Origin of the sequence: Kordia sp., from assembly GCF_045105435.1 — a bacterium.
Taxonomy (GTDB): domain Bacteria; phylum Bacteroidota; class Bacteroidia; order Flavobacteriales; family Flavobacteriaceae; genus Kordia.
In genome coordinates, this window is record NZ_JBGCDL010000046.1 from 1 (window position 1) to 18,623 (window position 18,623).

Consider the following 18,623-nt stretch of genomic DNA (forward strand, 5'->3'; position numbering starts at 1 on the left):
AGATCGAAGAACGCTTTGTAATCGGAGAAATAGATGGCAGTTTATATCAAAAATATGCAAAGAAGTACAAGGATGAAAAAGAAGGAATCGAACAAGAAATTCAAAAAAACAGTTTAGATAGTTCGAACCTTGAAAATTACATTGATAATTCACTCGAATTACTTTGTAACTTACACAATATTTGGAGATTAGGAAATTATAACGAAAAACAAAAGTTTCAAAAACTCATGTTCCCCGATGGAATCACGTATGATCGAAAAAATGATATAGTTCAAACCACTAGAGCAAATTCAGTATTTGAACTAACTCGCTCACTTTCAATAAGTTTTATTAAAAATAAAAACGGACAAAAAAACAAAAATGTTAATTTGTCCGCTCCTGTGACCACGACAGGATTCAAACCTGTGACCGCTGGAGCCGAAATCCAGTGCTCTATTCAGCTGAGCTACGTAGCCAATTCATTCCCGTAAAAACGGGAATCTTTATGTTTAAGAATTTATAATTATTTCGTAATTAATTTGACAATTTTGCCTTTACAATGGTAGAAATGGTTTTTCCATCAGCCCGACCAGCCAATTCTTTAGAAACGATTCCCATCACTTTCCCCATGTCTTTCATTCCAGTAGCACCAATAGCATCAATAGTCATCACAACTACTTTTTCAACTTCTTCTTCGCTTAAAGCTTCAGGTAAGAATTGACTAATGACTTCTGCTTCATCAATTTCAGGAAGTGCCAAATCTTTTCTGTCTTGCTCTAAATAAATTGCAGCGCTATCTTTACGTTGCTTCACTAGTTTTTGTAATAACTTGATTTCATCTTCTTCCGACAAATCTGCATCCGCTCCACTAGTTTTTGCTAATAATATTTCTGATTTTACGGCACGCAAAGCTCTTAAAGCAGTTTGATCTTTGGCTTTCATCGCCGTTTTCATAGCCGTCATTATATCTTGTTGTAATCCCATGATGTATGTATTTTGATGCTGTGAAGATAAAAAATTAAACCCGGAAATAGAACAGCAATTCCCGGGTCTAAAAAACATATATAATAGTACTAAATCTAATTAGTCAACGTTGTCGTGCAAGAAAGAATTGTTATTTCTCAATTGCATATCATCATTACTATCCGTACCTAAACTGGTTCGGGAAGTAGTATTGTCAGTCGTTTTACCTTCGTTAAGCTCAATACCTGCCCTTTTATAAGCTGGCTGTTTCTCAATTTCTTCAATACGATTGACATTATTGTTATTGAATTTATAATTAAATTCTTTTAACTTTCTTTTTCGTTCGTCCGTTCTACTTTTTAAACTCTCTTCAATAGTGCTATGTACTGGATCTGTACTTTCAGCAACTGGAGTTTCTTCAATCGGAGTTTCCACTATTTTCTTTTCAAAAACTATACCATCTTCGGCCGCTTGAGAACTATTTTTTTCAGAAGTTGATTCTTCCTCCATATAGTCATCTAAACTGTAACGCGTAACGCCTTTGTCATGAACTTCTGTCACAGGAATTACTTCCACATGATCGTTTACTTCAATAGCATTTACCTCGTCTGGAGCAGATAAATCAAACTTTACAATATTTTCTTCTTGCTTTGGGGTTTCTTCAGTTACAGAATTCACTAAAGGCATGTCAAAAGTAATCGAAATTTGATCTTCCGCATCTTCTTTTAGATCACCTACCACAAATTCGGGTTCATTTACCTCCATAGACTTAATTTCGTCGGTCAACGTGGTAATAATAAAATCTTCTTCGAGTTTGGTTGCTTTTACTTCTTCATATACAACAGACATATTTTTGATAAGTTCCGTTGTTGGAATTAAATTAAGCGTAGCCGAATCATCAACCAACGTATGACGAATTACTTCCGCCTTTTTTGGTGGAATATCCACTACTGACTGTTGCGGAATTGTCGGCGTTACAACTGAAGTCGATTTTGGAGTTAAATTTTGAACCGCAGGCTGATCGTCCTCTAAGGTGTGAATTACTTTTTTAGATTCCGTATTCACGATTTCGTCCTGTTGATCTACATCAAAACCTGTGGCAATAATAGTTACAGAAATAGCATCTTCCAACGTTTCATCTTCTCCAACACCCATAATGATGTTTGCACTACCACCAGCTTCCGTTTGAATGTGATCGTTAATTTCTCCTATTTCGTCAATCGTAATTTCTTCTGAACCAGAAACAATAAGCAACAGTACGTTTTTAGCTCCTTCAATTTTATTATCATTTAATAGTGGAGAATCTAAGGCTTTCATAATGGCTTCACTGGCACGATTTGCACCTGAAGCATTAGAAGATCCCATGATGGCTGTTCCACTATTAGATAATACAGTTTTTGCATCGCGCAAATCAATATTTTGCGTGTAGTGATGCGTTATTACTTCTGCAATTCCTCTAGAAGCTGTAGAAAGTACTTCATCTGCTTTAGAGAATCCTGCTTTAAATCCTAAGTTTCCGTAAACTTCTCTTAGTTTGTCGTTGTTAATTACAATCAACGAATCTACATGCGAACGCAGTTTTTCAACTCCAACACGTGCTTGCGTATTACGCATTCTACCTTCAAACTTAAAAGGAATTGTTACAATACCTACGGTAAGTATATCTTTATCTTTGGCTAATTTTGCAATTACTGGTGCAGCTCCTGTTCCTGTTCCACCGCCCATTCCGGCAGTGATAAATACCATTTTTGTATTAGTATCGAGCATCATCCCAATATCTTCAATACTTTCCAAAGCTGCTTTTTCCCCAACATCTGGGTTGGCGCCTGCACCAAGTCCTTCCGTTAACGAAACTCCTAATTGTATTTTATTAGGCACTGGACTGTTTTGTAGTGCTTGTGAATCTGTATTACAAATCACAAAGTCTACGCCTTTTATTCCTTGCTGGAACATGTGGTTGATAGCGTTACTTCCGCCACCGCCTACACCGATCACTTTTATTACATTTGATTGATTCTTTGGTAAATCAAATGAAATGTTTCCGAATTCTGTGTTGCTACTCATAATTCTTAAAACTGGTTTTTTATTATTCTGCGTTATCTAAAAAATCTTTCAACTTATCGGCCCATTTTTCAAAGATCGATTTTCGTTCTTTTTTTGGTTCCGATTGTATTGGAGCACTCTTTTGGGTATGTTCTTCGTTGTTTTCGAATGCTGATTCAGCTTCTGAAATTGCTTCTGTAGGTGATTCCACAACTTCTTCTTCAACAACAACTTTTGATTGGTTTTCAACTGCGTTCATTACCAATCCAACAGCGGTTGCGTATAACGGACTTGCCATTTCTGCATCCGAATCGCCTGCTAGATGTTCGTTTGGATATCCAATTCGGGTATCCATTCCGGTAATGTATTCCACCAATTGTTTTAAGTGATTCAACTGGCTTCCACCACCTGTTAACACAATTCCTGCAATTAGTTTTTTCTTTTGTTCTTCATGTCCGTAATTCTTAATTTCTAAGTACGCTTGTTCTACGATTTCAACAACACGTGCATGAATTATTTTTGAGAGATTCTTTAATGTAATCTCTTTGGGTTCTCTTCCTCGTAATCCAGGAATAGACACAATTTCGTTATCCTTATTTTCTCCTGGCCAAGCAGATCCAAATTTTATTTTGAGTAATTCTGCTTGTTTTTCTATGATGGAACAGCCTTCTTTGATATCTTCTGTGATGACATTTCCACCAAATGGAATTACGGCCGTATGGCGAATGATTCCGTCTTTAAAAATGGCCAAATCTGTTGTTCCACCTCCAATATCAATTAAAGCAACTCCTGCTTCTTTTTCTTCCTGACTCAATACTGCATTTGCAGATGCTAACGGTTCTAACGTAATTCCTGCTAAATCCAATCCTGAACTTTTTACACAACGACCAATATTTCTAATAGAAGAAACTTGTCCCACAACTACATGGAAATTTGCTTCTAGTCGTCCACCATACATTCCTATGGGTTCTTTTATTTCAGCTTGCCCATCTACTTTGAATTCTTGCGGAAGCACATGAATAATTTCTTCTCCAGGAAGCATTACTAATTTATATACTTGATTGATTAACAAATCAATATCAGCTTCATCAATTACTTCGTCGGCATTGGCACGTGTAATGTAATCGCTGTGTTGCAAACTACGAATATGTTGCCCAGCAATTCCAACCACAACTTCCGTTATCTTATAATCAGAAGAATCTGTTTCTGCACCTTGCACTGCTTGTTGTATGGATTGAATCGTTTGTGTAATATTATTTACGACACCACGATGCACACCGAGACTCTTGGATTTTCCTACCCCAAGAATTTCGAGCTTACCGTATTCATTTCTTCGCCCAATCATTGCCACAATTTTTGTGGTTCCTATGTCTAATCCTACTGCGATGTTATTGTTTTCCATCCTTACTTATTTTTTGGTGCACACTACCTGATTGGTAAATTTTAAATCAACTTTTGCATAATCGTTCAACGTTTTGTCTTTGGTTGCTTTTTTATAAAACGCTTTCAAATTATTCACCTTCTTCTCTATATTTTTAATGTTGCCAAATAGCACAACAAAATCATTCGTTCTTAATTTTAGATTGAATGTTTTATTTTCATTTTGTACAATGGAGATCACATTCTTTTTTAAGAAGTCATCTTTAACAATATATGTTGCCAGTACATATATATTTTGCAACTCTTTTTTATCTACTTTTCCTTCCACAAATGGAACGTGAGCAGCAGAAACTGTAGACAAAGGCATAGCTTTCCCTTCAGAATCGATGTAATAAGAGTCTTTTGTTGCAACACGCGCAATTGGTGTTCGCTGTTTAATTTTTGCACCAAGAGTCCCATTTACAGATAGATACACTTCTGCATCTTGAATCATTTCATTCGCACGTAAACGCTCCTCTAGAACATCCAAATCTAGGTGTTCTTTTCGTACGCTCGTAACCGAATCCGTATTTTGTATTAACAATTTATTAACCATGGCACGCGTAATGAAATTTCCTTCTCTTTCGAGGAATTTTATGTCCGGATTTTCAATGACACGCGTTGCATTTCTATTCGCCGAAAAGGCATATAGAAAGATTAATATTGCGACAATTGCAATTCCTTTTATGAGATTCCAATTCATTTTCACGTCGTGAACATTTTTTTAATTTTTACTACTTCTGCGCCAATATCTCCCGCGCCAACAGTTATTAAAACATCTGTTGAAATACTTGAAATATGAGCGATTAAATTTTCTTTTGCAACCAATTGTTTTTGGTCATTTTTTATTTTACTCAACAACCAGCTTGAGGTAATTCCTGCAATTGGTTTTTCCCTTGCGGGATAGATCTCTAAGAGAATAATTTCATCAAACTGCGCTAGACTTTCTGCAAATTCATCTGCAAAATCTTTTGTTCTGCTGAATAAATGTGGTTGAAATATTGCCGTTACTTTTTTTCCTGGATACATTTCTCGTACCGCTTGATGCAAGGCATTTATTTCTGTTGGATGATGCGCATAATCATCAATAAACACAAAATCATCTGTTTTTATTTGATATGAAAATCGGCGCTGTACTCCTGCAAATGTCCCCAAAGCTTTGGCGAGGCGGTCGGTTGGGGTTCCTATGATGTCCGCCATCGCGAAAGCTACTAGACCGTTTAATAAGTTGTGTCGTCCGGGAATAAAAAATTGTACGTCTTCAATGATTTTTGTTGGTGTTACAATTTCAAACACATACGCACCATTTTGTATGTGAATGTTTTTTATGTGATAGTCGGATGTTTCTTTGAATCCATATTTGATTCCATCCAACTCAATGTCTTCTTGTACGAATAGTTTTCCGTTTGGTTTGATGCATTTGGTAAATTCGACAAACGAATCTAACAACGCTTCTTTTTTGCCATAGATGTCTAAATGATCGGCATCGGTTGATGTGATGCACGCAATATCTGGCGAAAGCTGTAAAAACGAACGATCAAATTCGTCTGCTTCTACTACCGTAATTTCGTTTCCTTTTAGGATTAAATTGGAGTTATAGTTTTCTGCAATTCCGCCTAAAAAAGCCGTTACATCTGTTCCAGATTCTGCCAATAGATGCCCTAAAATACTAGATGTGGTAGTTTTTCCGTGTGTTCCGGCAACTCCTAAACAGAATGTATCTTTTGTAATTAAACCAAGTACTTCCGCTCTTTTGTATATACTGAAACCGTTTTCACGGAAATAAATTAATTCTGCATGCGAATTTGGAACAGCTGGCGTATAAATGATGATTGTATTTTCTTTGTTCAGATATTCCGCTGGAATTTCTGCAACAGCATCATTCGTGGAAACTTTAATTCCGAGTGTTTCTAAACCATTCGTGATTTCGGTTTTCGTTTTGTCGTAACCCGCTACGTTTTTGTTATTGAATTTAAAATAACGCGCCAAAGCAGACATGCCGATTCCGCCAATGCCTACAAAATAAACGTTATGTATGTTTTTTAAATTCAACCTCTTTTCCTATTTATTCAATAATTTTTCTACTTCATCAACGATTCTCAATGTCGCGTCAGGTAATGCTAATTCTTTTATTTTTTTTCCTAAATCGTATTGCTTTTCTTCTGATTGAATGAGTTCTGTAAACTGTGTTTCAAATTGTGCATCTAATTCACTTTCTCTAATCAAAATCCCTGCATCTTTCTCGGTAATTGCCAATGCATTTTTTGTTTGATGATCTTCTGCTACATTTGGCGACGGAATAAAGATTACAGGTTTCCCTACTATACATAATTCCGATACAGAACTTGCGCCTGCGCGTGAAATGACAACATCTGCCGCAGCATACGCCAAATCCATTTTATTTACAAATTGATGTACTTGCACATGCGCCAATTCATTGTGTTTTTTATAGTTTTCGTAATAGAATTTTCCGCATTGCCAGATCAGTTGTACGTTTTGATCTTTGAAGAAATCCAATTCTTTTTCTATCAACTGATTGATTCTTCTTGCGCCCAAACTTCCACCAATGATTAATACGGTTTTTGCATCTTCTTTTAGCTGAAAGAATGTTTTTGCGGCTGTTCTTTTACTTGTTATTTCTAATAAATCTTGTCGTACAGGATTTCCTGTTTTTATAATTTTTTCGTTCGGAAAGAAGCGTTCCATATTGTCATACGCCACACAGATTTTTTGCACTTGCTTTGCCAACCATTTGTTTGTTTTCCCTGCATACGAATTCTGCTCTTGTATTAACGAAGGCACTTTTCTTCCTGAAGCAATTTTTAGCAATGGTCCACTTGCAAATCCGCCTGTACCAATAACTACATCTGGCTTGAATTTTTTGACAATTTTTCTCGACTTCATCAAACTACTGATGAGCTTGAATGGAAACATCATGTTTTTTAATGTCAGTTTTCGTTGCAACCCTGAAATCCATAAACCTTCAATTTTGTAACCTGCTTGTGGCACTTTTTCCATTTCCATTCGGTCTTTTGCGCCTACAAATAGAAATTCTGATGTTGGATAGCGTTTCTTTAATTCGTTCGCAATCGCAATCGCAGGATAGATATGTCCGCCTGTTCCGCCACCTGATAAGATGATTTTGTATGATTGCTTTTGTTTACTCATGTATCTTTTTGTCGATTTGTTTGTTTGTCAATTTGTTTATTTGTCTTTTGCTGACTCCTTGAATTACTTATTGTCTACTCTAATGTTTTTTTGTCACGAATTCACGAATTATTAATTTATCAATTCGTTCTTTGTTAGCTAAATTTCATTTGAAACACGCTCAATACTAGCATCTCAATACTCAAAACTTATTAAATCAGATTGCTTCACTCAAAACCGCTAACGGATTCTCGTCTTTTTCTTTTTTCTCTAAGAGTTCTTCTCGTTTTTTGCTTACGCTTAATACAATTCCAATAGCTAAACATGTCATCCAAATGGACGTTCCTCCACTACTTATTAATGGCAAGGTTTGTCCCGTTACCGGAAATAATTCTACCGCAACTGCCATGTTTATTAACGCCTGAAATACGATTGGTAATCCGACGCCAATAGCGAGTAGTTTTCCAAATATTGTATCTGCCTTGTGTGCAACTATGACAATCCGAAATAGTAGTAATAGGTATAAGAAGAGCAACGACAAACCTCCTATTAATCCATATTCTTCTACAATAATTGCATAGATAAAATCGGATGCACTTTGTGGCAGTAAGTTTTTCATTTTACTTTTTCCTGAACCAACTCCAACAACTCCACCACTTGCAATAGCGATTTTTGCACGTTCTATTTGATAATTCCCTTTGCTTTCTTCTTGTTTATCTCCGCTCCAATAGTTGGAAACACGATTTTCCCAAGTTTGTATTTTTACTTGTATCGGTCCTGGAATAGCTCTTCCAATGACAATGAATAATAACAATCCAACAATTCCCGAACCTACAACCATTAAGAGATGTCTCCACGGATAACCTCCCAAAAAGCACAACATTAGCACCATTGAAAAAATGATTGCTGTGGTTGAAAAGTTTGCTGGTAATATCAATCCAACTACTAAAAAAACAGGCACCCAAAGTGGCAATATGCTTTCTTTGAAGGTGACTACTTTTTCTTTTATTTTTGATAGATATCGCGCCACATAAATCATTAACACAACACTCGCCAATGTGGATGTTTGAAACTTAATTCCAACCAAAGGAACACGCATCCAACGACTTGCATTGGCACCTCCAATTGTTGTTCCTTGCGCCAACGTGTAGATAAGAAAGAACAATACTATTGGCAACATAATGAGCGACAATCCTCTAAAATAGCGATATGGCATTCTGTGCACTCCATAAATAATGGCAAATCCTAAGAATAGGTGTGATGCATGTTTTACCAAGTATTTCAAAGTATCTCCATCTCCGTAAACATACGCCGTATTACTACTTGCGCTGTATACAGGTAAAAACGAGAATAGCGCTAGCAAGGCAACCACTGCCCAAAGCGCTCTATCTCCTTTTATGTTTTTAAAGATGGTGTTCATTTTTTATTGTTTGTTGTCTGTTGTCTGTTGTCTGTTGTCTGTTGTCTGTTGTCTGTTGTCTGTTGTCTAAAAAAATAAATTTTACATTTAGCATTTATGATTTATAATTTCAACATTATAAGTTTCGTACTGCGGCTTTGAATTGCTTTCCTCTTTCTTCATAGTTTTCGAATAAATCGAAACTCGCACATGCTGGTGACAACAATACATTATCTCCTTTTTCAGCAATTTTGTGTGCCATTTTCACGGCTTCATCCATAGAAGTCGTTTCTACCATTAAATCGGCAACTCTACCAAATGATTCTATGATTTTTGAGTTATCAACTCCTAAACACACAATTGCTTTTACTTTTTCGTGTACTAACGGCAATAAGTCTGCGTAATCGTTTCCTTTGTCAACACCTCCAACAATCCAAACGGTTTGCGTTGTCATGCTTTCTAACGCATAATATGTTGCGTTGATATTGGTTGCTTTAGAATCGTTGATGTATTGAACATTTTGGATTTTTAATACTTTTTCCAAACGATGTTCAACACCTTGAAATCCTGACATACTTTCGCGTATGGTTTGTTTTCTGATGTTTAATAGTTGTGCTACTGCAGAAGCTGCCATTGCGTTTTTTACGTTGTGTTGTCCTTCTAGTGCTAGGGAATCCGTAGGCATAGTTATTGTCTTATTTTGTATCGTTAGTATTATGTTTTTGTCTTTTATATAAGCTCCATTTTCTAGCTTTTTTGTGAGTGAAAATGGTATTAATGTCGATTTTACTTTGTGTGTTTTTAGTCCTTCTACAACAACTTCATCATCTGCATCGTAAATGAGGAAATCGCTTTCTGTTTGATTCATCGCAATTCTAAATTTTGAAGCGATATAGTTTTCAAACTTGTAATCATATCGATCTAAATGATCAGGCGTAATGTTGGTAATGATCGCAATGTGCGGCTTAAAGTCAATGATTCCATCTAATTGGAAACTGCTTAATTCCAACACATACGTATCATACGATTGCGCTGCAACTTGCTTTGCAAAACTGTCTCCCATATTTCCCGCAACTCCAACATTTAATTCACCTTGTTTTAACACATGATGCGTTAACATTGTTGTTGTTGTTTTCCCATTACTTCCTGTAATTCCTACAATCGTTGCATTTGTGAATTGTACTGCAAATTCGATTTCAGAAATCACCGCAATTCCTTTTACTTTTAATTCTTTTACTAAAGGAATTGTATCTGGAATTCCTGGGCTTTTCATTACAACATCAGCATTGAAAAGTTTTGCTTTCGTATGCTGCTGCTCTTCCCATTCAATTTGAAACTGATTCAGAACGTTTTTGTAATGTTCTTTTACAACTGATTTATCTGAAACAAATACATCATATCCTTGCTTCTTTCCCAGAATTGCTGTTCCTACACCACTTTCTCCTGCTCCTAATATGACCAATCGTTGTTTTTGCACTGTTTATAGTTGTTAGTTACTAGTTGTTTGTTGCCGGTTTTCTTACTCGTAACCTTATTTTTTATTTTTATTGATTTGACTTTCGTCGATTTGGTTTCACTCAATACTCACTTCTCACAACTCAATACTTTTTTACCTAAGCTTCAATGTTACTATTGTTAGAATCGCTAGCAAGATTCCGATAATCCAGAATCTGGTTACAATTTTACTTTCGTGATATCCTAGTTTTTGATAGTGATGATGCAATGGTGACATTTTGAATATTCTTCTTCCTTCTCCAAATTTCTTCCGCGTGTATTTGAAATAACTCACTTGCATGACGACGGATAGATTTTCCGCTAAGAAAATTCCGCAAAGGATCGGAATCAGCCATTCTTTACGAATTGCAATCGCAATAACCGCAATGATTCCACCAATGGTTAAACTTCCCGTATCTCCCATAAATACTTGCGCTGGATAGGTATTGTACCATAAAAATCCAATTAATGCTCCTACAAAGGCGGCAATGTAAATGGTGATTTCTCCAGCTCTTGGGATGTACATGACATTGAGATATTCGGAGAAGATTAGGTTCCCAGAAATCCATGCAAATATTCCTAATGTAAGTACGATAATGACCGAAGTTCCTGCGGCGAGTCCGTCAATTCCATCTGTTAGGTTTGCTCCGTTAGAAACTGCCATGATGATGAATATCACAATTGGAATGAATATCAACCATGCGTATTTCGCATAATCTGGATTGATCCACGTAATAAGTTTTGCATAGTCGAATTCGTTGTTTTTTACAAACGGAATCGTCGTTTTCATAGACCGTTTTTCTGCACCGAATTTTTCCGCGGGCGCATTGTTATTCATTACGAGTTCTTGCTGTTGACTGGCAGGTAATTCTTCACGAATAGTTACATCTTGATTGAAGAATAAAGTTGCTCCAACAATGATTCCTAGGCCTAATTGCCCTAGTATTTTAAATTTTCCTTTGAGTCCTTTTTTGTCGTTTTTAAATTTTTTGATGTAATCATCTATGAAACCAATAATTCCCATCCAAATGGTGGTAACTATAAGCAGAATGATGTATATGTTTTCTAGTTTAGCAAATAACAATACAGGAACTAAGGTTGCCAAAATGATGATGATTCCTCCCATTGTTGGTGTTCCTGCTTTTTCTTTTTGTCCCGCCAATCCTAAGTCGCGCACCGTTTCTCCAATTTGCTTTGAACGTAAGTAATTGATGATTTTTTTTCCGAAAATCATAGAAATCAACAACGAAAAAATCACTGCCATTGCTGCCCTGAAACTCAAAAACCCAAATAAGGATGCTCCTGGAAACTGGTATTGATTTTCGAGATATTCAAATAAATAGTATAACATATTGTTTGTTGTTACGCGCTTTTATAATTCGTTATTCGTTGAGATTGTCTAGTATTTCTTTGGCAATTTTGTAATCGTCAAAATTGCTTCGTTTTCCGTTTACTTCTTGATAGGCTTCATGTCCTTTTCCCGCAATAAGAATGATATCGTTTTCATTTGCCATTTGACATGCCGTTTTTATGGCTTGTTTTCTATCAGTAATGGACAGTGTTTTTTTATAGTTTTGCGGTGCTACTCCTTTTTCAATAGCTTCAATGATTTCCATCGGATCTTCGCTTCGTGGATTGTCTGATGTGAATATTGCTTTTGTACTAAGTTCAGACGCGATATTGCCCATTTTTGGACGTTTGGTTACATCACGATCGCCACCACAACCAACTACCGTAATTAATTGTTCGTTTCCTGTGCGAATACTATTGATGGTTTGCAATACATTTTTTAAAGCATCTGGCGTATGCGCATAATCCACAATGGTTGTTACTTTATTTTTTGAGATGAAATATTCGAAGCGACCACTTACACTTTCGAGTTCACTCATTAATCGTAATATTTCAATTTCTTCCAGGCCTAATAATTCCGCCGTAGCGTAAATAGACAAGAGATTGTACGCGTTGAAATTTCCAATGAGTTTTGTCCAAACTTCGTTGTCATTTATTTTTAAGAGTAATCCTGCCAATCTGTTTTCCAAGATTTGCGCACGATAGTCAGCATAGGTTTTTAGCGCGTAGGTATGTTTTTTGGCTTTGGTATTTTGCATCATTACCAAGCCATTTTTGTCGTCAATATTTACCAAACAGAATGCTTCTTTTGGCAATTCGTCAAAGAAGTTCTTTTTTACATCTCTGTATTCGGCAAACGTATCGTGATAGTCTAAATGATCATGTGTGAGATTTGTGAAAATTCCACCTTGAAACACCAAACCAGCTGTTCTTTTTTGATGAATTCCGTGTGAAGAAACTTCCATAAAACAGTATTCTACACCTTCATGATTCATTTTTTCCAAATAATTATTGATGGTTAATGAATCTGGTGTTGTATGCGTTGCTTTGTATTCTGTTTCATCTACCAAAACTTTCACTGTAGAAAGTAGTCCAACTTTGTAACCTGCTTTTTTAAAGAGTTGATATAATAAGGTAGCAATCGTAGTTTTTCCGTTGGTTCCCGTAACTCCGATTAGCTTTAAATTTTCAGAAGGATTTCCATAGAAATTTGACGCCATAATTGCCAATGCGCTACTTCCATTATCAACTTGAATGTAGGTAACTCCGTTGACAATTTTTTCAGGAATTTCATCACAAATTACAGCAATAGCGCCCGATTTTATGGCAGCATCAATATAACTATGTCCATCAAACTCATATCCTTTTATTGCAACAAAGACATCGTTTAATTGCACTTTTCGTGAATCAAAGACCAATTCGCGCACAGTAATGTTTGTATCACCTGTGACCGCTTCAATTTGAACTTTATATAGTATGTCTTTTAGTTTTTTCACGATAGCTCTAGTACAATTCGTTTTTCTGTTCCTATTTTTAAACCTGCTTCTAGTGATTGTTTAGTCACTTTTCCGCTTCCTTTTATTTCTACTCGTAATCCCAAGTTTTCTAGTAATGGAATAGCATCCATTGCGGGCATTCCCACTACATTTGGTATGATTGTTTTGTATTTTAATGCCTTTTGATGATAGTCCTCATAGTTACGTTCTACAGCAGTGTCAACCACATCAATATCTTCAACTTGATCAAAAATTGGTGTGTCTCTATATATTTTGTGTGCAATTTTTTTGAATACTGGACCAGATACATCGGCTCCGTAGTATCCGATTTCTTGAACAGGTTCATGAATGACGACTATGCACGAGTATTTTGGTTCTTCAACAGGAAAGAATCCTGCAAAGCTTGAAATGTATTTTAATTCGCTGCGTTTGCCGCCATAGTTTTTTTGGCAAGTCCCTGTTTTTCCAGCCATGGAGAAGTTTGGCGAATACAAACCGTTTCCAGTTCCGTGTTTTTTCTCCACTACGTTTTGCATCATTTTTTTCACTTTTGCAACCGTTTCTTTGGAACATATTGACGGATTGATGATTTCTTTTTCAATTTTTTGTGCTTCTGCATACCAGTTTTCACGAACTGCTTTTACAAATTGTGGTCGCACCAATTCTCCATTGTTTGCAATAGCATTATAGAAAGCGAGTATTTGTAATGGAGTTAATTCTACTCCGTAACCATACGCCATCCATTGTAGTGAGATTCCGCTCCAATTTTTATCATTTGGATGTGGCACAATTGGTATTCCTTCTCCAGTAATAGGCAAATCTAATGTGTTGTTTAGATTCATACTGTAGAGTCTGTCCACAAATTTCTTTGGATTTTTCCCATAGAAATCATCAATAATTTTTACGATTCCGACATTTGAAGAGACTTCAAACGCTTTAGATGCTGTAATAGTTCCATATCCACGTCGGTTAGAGTCTACCACAGATTTACCATAAAACGTGAGTCTTCCATCTCCTGTATTTACGAGATAATCGCTATCAATTACTTTGTCTTCCAACGCAGCTACTATAGACATGAGTTTGAAAGTTGAACCTGGTTCGTGTTGTTCTCCTATCGCATAATTTTTTATGCGTTCAGAGTATACACCTCTGCTATTTCTACCTAGGTTTGAAATGGCTTTTATTTCTCCTGTAGCAACTTCCATAACTACGACACAACCGTGGTCGGCTTTGTATTTTTCTAATTGCTCTAATAAGGCGTGATGTGCAATGTCTTGAATGTTGACATTTATTGTAGATATGATATCGAAACCATCTTGCGGCTCTAAATCATTCTCATTTGAAACAGGCTTCCATTGTCCTTTTGCTATTTTTTGCTCTACACGGCTTCCTTCTTTTCCACGCAAATGTTTCCCAAAAGCACCTTCTAAACCTACTTTTACATAGTTTCCATCTTTATTTTTTTTCTCAGATCCAATGGTACGTTTTGCAATTTCTCCGATTGGATATTCGCGTACTGTTTTTGATTGGCTGATAAATCCACCTTTGTAAGCGCCCAATTTGAAGATTGGAAATTTTTTGATACGAATGTATTCTGAGTAACTTACATTTTTTGTGATCGGAAAAAACTGTGCTTTGTTTGTACGCGCTTTGGTGATTCTGTTTTCGTGATACGAAGAAGATTTTCCTAGCAATTTTGATAATGAATCTGATAAAGCTTTTACATTATCTGTGAACACTTTTGCATTGACTGTTTTTGTATCAAAAAAGATATCATATTTAGCCACTGAAGTTGCGAGTAAGCTTCCATCGTCGGCATATACATTTCCGCGACTTGGCTCAATAGTGGCGTTACGGAGTGTACTTTCTTCCGCCATTGCTTTGTATTTGTCACCTTCAACAAATTGCACATTCACCAATTGCACCACTACCGCTATCGCGAAGAGAAACATACCTCCTGCGACAAAATATAAACGATTTAATATGTTTTTTTCGGTTACTGACATTGCTTGTTATTCTTGTGACTTTACTCTAATTTTTTTTGGCGGATTTTTAGATGGTGCCAATCCAATTTTAGCAACTTCTTCGGTTATGTGCGATTCCATTCGTAGCCCTTGCAATGCTGTCCTTGAGTCTACAAATTGACTTTTCAGCTGTTTTACTTCATCATTCAGCTTTGCTATTTTGTGCACTTTTTCATCTGCCCAATGCGAACTCGCAATCATTATTAATGCTAAAAACGAAGCAAAAACGATAAAGCGCCAATTTTTGATGGCGTCGTCATTTATAAGGAACTTCCCTTTTAGTATGTCATATATATTTTGCTTCTTCATTGTTACAGTCGTTCTGCTATTCTTAGTTTTGCACTGCGCGCTCTGTTATTTATTTTTATTTCTTCGTTAGATGGAATCATTAGTTTTCCAACTTTTTTGAATGGCACTTCTACTCTACCGTAGAAATCTTTTTCGGGTTCGCCTTCAAATAAACCACTTCGAATAAATCGTTTTACCAATCGGTCTTCGAGTGAATGGTAACTGATCAAACTAATTCTTCCGCCTTCTTCTAAGAGTTCTTGCGTTTGCAATAGAAATTCTTTTAAGACTTCTATTTCTTGGTTTACTTCTATTCGTATTGCTTGATAGATTTGCGCCAATATTTTATGTTCTTTATGATTTGGTAAAAATCGCTTTAACGCAATTCGTAATTCTTCGGTTGTTTTGATCGGTTGTTCTTCTCTGACTGCTATTATTTGTGCAGCAACTGCTTTTGCATTTCTAATTTCTCCATATTGAAACAACACTGATTGCAAGTCTTTCTCTGAATACTCGTTAACAACATTGTATGCTGAAATTTCTCCTTCTTGATCCATTCGCATGTCCAAATCTGCTGCAAAGCGTAAAGAAAAACCACGTTCAGCTACATCGAACTGATGTGACGAAACACCAAAATCACCAAGAATCCCATCTACTTTTTTAATTCCATAAAAGCGTAAGAACTTTTTTAGATGTCTAAAATTTTGACTGATCAGCGTAAATCGCGGATCGTCCAATGCATTGTCAAGCGCATCTTGATCTTGATCAAACGCATATAATTTCCCTTTTTCTCCTAATCGGCTCAAAATTTCTTTTGAATGTCCGCCACCGCCAAAAGTTACATCTACATACACACCATCTTCTTTGATGTTGAGTCCGTCAACCGTTTCTTTTAGTAATACTGGATTATGATATTCCATCTCCATCGTCATTTCCCATTACTTCTTCTGCCAAATCTCCCATGTCGATATCCGAATCGTCTGTAGCTGCATTGTAGTGTTCTTTGTCCCAAATTTCTATAATGTTGATTGCGGACGAAAGCACAATTTCTTTTTTGATTCCTGCAAAACCGACTAAGTCTCTTGGAATCAACAATCTTCCTGCAGCATCGATTTCCACCATTCGAACACCTTTATTAAATCTTCGAATGAAATCGACATTTTTCTTTTTAAAACGATTCAATTTATTTAGTTTCTGCGTCATTAAATTCCATTCGCTCATCGGATGCAATTCTAAACATGAACCAAACAAACCTTCTTTTATCACAAAACCTTCTTGTAATACCGGAGACAACTGCTTTTTTAAATCAGCAGGAACAAGCATTCGCCCTTTGGCGTCTACTTTACATTCGTATGTCCCGATTAAGTTTATCACGTGAGAATATGGTTTACCTATTATAAGATTCAAATATATTGAAAAAATTACCACATTTTACCACATTTTACCACTTTGTTGATAAGTTTTTCCACTTTTCAACTAAAAAGCCCGTAAATACGCTATAAATCAATTCTTTGAAAGTGGGATTTTAAAAACATTACACTCGTTTTTGTCAATATTTTTGTGCAGTTTTGATATTTTTTGAGACATTTAAAAAAAAGCATTTTTATAATTTCGAAATGACTATATTTGTCTCTTGTTAAAAAACTGATAGCCATTAATGAAAGAAAGCTTTAAACAGGAAGGTAAATTCAATTATCTCGAATCAGGAGAAGGAACGCCTATCGTTATTTTACATGGCTTAATGGGCGGTTTGAGTAATTTTGAAGCCGTTACCGAAAATTTTTCAACGAAAGGATATAAGATTTTAATTCCTGAGTTGCCTATTTACACAAAGCCACTTTTAAAGACAACCGTGAAGAATTTTGCGAAGTATGTCCGCGATTTTATTAAACATAAAGAACTCGATAAGGTAATTTTACTCGGGAACTCACTTGGTGGACATATTGGATTGTTGACAACTAAATTGTATCCTGAATTGGTACAAGGTTTGGTGATTACCGGAAGTTCTGGATTGTATGAAAGCGCTATGGGCGATGGATACCCGAAACGTGGTGATTATGAATTTATTAAGAAGAAAAGTGAAGATGTTTTTTACGATCCTGCTATAGCAACGAAAGAGATTGTAGATGAAGTTTTTGCCACTGTAAATAATCGTAGTAAACTGATTAAAACTTTGGCAATTGCCAAAAGTGCTATTCGCCATAATATGGGAAAAGATTTACCTAAAATGAACATTCCTACAGGAATTATTTGGGGAAAGAATGATACGGTTACGCCACCAAATGTTGCAGATGAATTTCACGAATTACTTCCAGATTCAGATTTATACTGGATTGATAAGTGTGGACATGCGCCTATGATGGAACATCCACAAGAGTTCAATGAATGTTTACAAAACTGGCTGACCAAACGTAATTTTTAAGCTACTTTTTTATGAAGATAAAATCTGCCGAATTCGTAATGAGCAACTCGGATGTTGCCAAATGCCCTAAAAATCCGATTCCGGAATACGCTTTTATTGGTCGTTCTAATGTTGGAAAGTCTTCATTGATTAATATGTTGACACAACGAAAGAGTTTGGCTAAAACTTCTGGAAGACCCGGAAAAACACAGTTGATTAATCATTTTAAGATTAATAACGAATGGTTTTTGGTCGATTTACCTGGTTACGGATATGCACGCGTTTCTAAAAGTGCTAAGAAGGTTTTTCAAAAGTTTATTACCGAATATTTTAGAAAACGCACACAATTGGTTTGCGGTTTTGTGTTGGTTGATATTCGTCACGATCCACAAAAAGTAGATTTGGAATTTATGCAATGGTTGGGCGAAAATCAGATTCCGTTTTGCATTATTTTTACTAAAGTAGATAAGCTACGTCCTTCACAAATTGACAAGCACATTGCAAATTATGAAGCAAAGTTATTGGAAGATGTTTGGGAAGAAATGCCGCAGTATTTTGTGACGTCTTCTTCGAAAGCTATGGGACGTGATGAAGTGTTGAATTTTATTGGACAGATTAAT

General features: G+C 36.0%; 16 protein-coding genes and 1 tRNA gene. 2 read left to right on the plus strand and 15 right to left on the minus strand.

The features are described 5' to 3' along the window. Positions 1–381: 381 nt before the first annotated feature. From AB8B65_RS01925 to mraZ, 15 genes are all read right to left on the minus strand, one after another. Positions 382–455, minus strand: a tRNA-Arg gene (locus AB8B65_RS01925). 58 nt (positions 456–513) lie between these two features. Beyond that, positions 514–963: a GatB/YqeY domain-containing protein gene (locus tag AB8B65_RS01930; RefSeq protein WP_405299112.1), complete on the minus strand. Its 450-nt coding sequence runs from the start codon at positions 961–963 to the stop codon at positions 514–516. Between the two features lie 99 nt (positions 964–1,062). After that, positions 1,063–3,006 (minus strand): cell division protein FtsZ, encoded by a 1,944-nt coding sequence (ftsZ, locus tag AB8B65_RS01935; RefSeq protein ID WP_405299113.1) that lies wholly within the window; start codon positions 3,004–3,006, stop codon positions 1,063–1,065. A 22-nt stretch (positions 3,007–3,028) separates the two neighbouring features. After that, positions 3,029–4,387: a cell division protein FtsA gene (gene ftsA / locus AB8B65_RS01940; protein WP_405299114.1), complete on the minus strand. Its 1,359-nt coding sequence runs from the start codon at positions 4,385–4,387 to the stop codon at positions 3,029–3,031. Positions 4,388–4,393: 6 nt separating this feature from the next. Continuing rightward, entirely contained in the window at positions 4,394–5,107 is a 714-nt protein-coding gene (locus AB8B65_RS01945) for a cell division protein FtsQ/DivIB (protein ID WP_405299115.1), read from the minus strand. A 2-nt stretch (positions 5,108–5,109) separates the two neighbouring features. Continuing rightward, entirely contained in the window at positions 5,110–6,456 is a 1,347-nt protein-coding gene (gene murC, locus AB8B65_RS01950; RefSeq protein ID WP_405299116.1) for a UDP-N-acetylmuramate--L-alanine ligase, read from the minus strand. A gap of 9 nt (positions 6,457–6,465) precedes the next feature. After that, positions 6,466–7,572: an undecaprenyldiphospho-muramoylpentapeptide beta-N-acetylglucosaminyltransferase gene (gene murG / locus AB8B65_RS01955; protein WP_405299117.1), complete on the minus strand. Its 1,107-nt coding sequence runs from the start codon at positions 7,570–7,572 to the stop codon at positions 6,466–6,468. A 196-nt stretch (positions 7,573–7,768) separates the two neighbouring features. Continuing rightward, positions 7,769–8,971, minus strand: coding sequence for an FtsW/RodA/SpoVE family cell cycle protein (locus AB8B65_RS01960; protein ID WP_405299118.1), 1,203 nt, complete (start codon positions 8,969–8,971; stop codon positions 7,769–7,771). Positions 8,972–9,086: 115 nt separating this feature from the next. Then, on the minus strand, positions 9,087–10,427 hold the full coding sequence (murD, locus tag AB8B65_RS01965; protein WP_405299119.1) for a UDP-N-acetylmuramoyl-L-alanine--D-glutamate ligase: 1,341 nt from the start codon (positions 10,425–10,427) through the stop codon (positions 9,087–9,089). A 132-nt stretch (positions 10,428–10,559) separates the two neighbouring features. Next, positions 10,560–11,795, minus strand: coding sequence for a phospho-N-acetylmuramoyl-pentapeptide-transferase (gene mraY / locus AB8B65_RS01970; protein ID WP_405299120.1), 1,236 nt, complete (start codon positions 11,793–11,795; stop codon positions 10,560–10,562). 31 nt (positions 11,796–11,826) lie between these two features. Then, positions 11,827–13,290, minus strand: coding sequence for a UDP-N-acetylmuramoyl-L-alanyl-D-glutamate--2,6-diaminopimelate ligase (locus tag AB8B65_RS01975; protein WP_405299121.1), 1,464 nt, complete (start codon positions 13,288–13,290; stop codon positions 11,827–11,829). Beyond that, a complete protein-coding gene (locus AB8B65_RS01980; protein ID WP_405299122.1) occupies positions 13,287–15,296 on the minus strand; it encodes a penicillin-binding protein in 2,010 nt (669 codons plus the stop codon). Before AB8B65_RS01980 ends, AB8B65_RS01975 begins: the two co-directional genes overlap by 4 nt. A gap of 6 nt (positions 15,297–15,302) precedes the next feature. Beyond that, positions 15,303–15,623, minus strand: a complete 321-nt coding sequence (locus AB8B65_RS01985) for an FtsL-like putative cell division protein (RefSeq protein WP_405299123.1) — start codon at positions 15,621–15,623, stop codon at positions 15,303–15,305. A gap of 2 nt (positions 15,624–15,625) precedes the next feature. Continuing rightward, positions 15,626–16,522, minus strand: coding sequence for a 16S rRNA (cytosine(1402)-N(4))-methyltransferase RsmH (gene rsmH, locus AB8B65_RS01990; RefSeq protein ID WP_405299124.1), 897 nt, complete (start codon positions 16,520–16,522; stop codon positions 15,626–15,628). After that, positions 16,509–16,976: a division/cell wall cluster transcriptional repressor MraZ gene (gene mraZ, locus AB8B65_RS01995; RefSeq protein WP_405299125.1), complete on the minus strand. Its 468-nt coding sequence runs from the start codon at positions 16,974–16,976 to the stop codon at positions 16,509–16,511. Before mraZ ends, rsmH begins: the two co-directional genes overlap by 14 nt. 283 nt (positions 16,977–17,259) lie before the next feature. Between mraZ and AB8B65_RS02000 the strand changes: the two genes are divergently transcribed. Together AB8B65_RS02000 and yihA are read left to right on the plus strand one after the other, a co-directional pair. Next, positions 17,260–18,024, plus strand: a complete 765-nt coding sequence (locus tag AB8B65_RS02000; protein ID WP_405299126.1) for an alpha/beta fold hydrolase — start codon at positions 17,260–17,262, stop codon at positions 18,022–18,024. Between the two features lie 11 nt (positions 18,025–18,035). After that, on the plus strand, positions 18,036–18,623 hold a 588-nt coding region (yihA, locus tag AB8B65_RS02005; RefSeq protein WP_405299127.1), incomplete at its 3' end, for a ribosome biogenesis GTP-binding protein YihA/YsxC.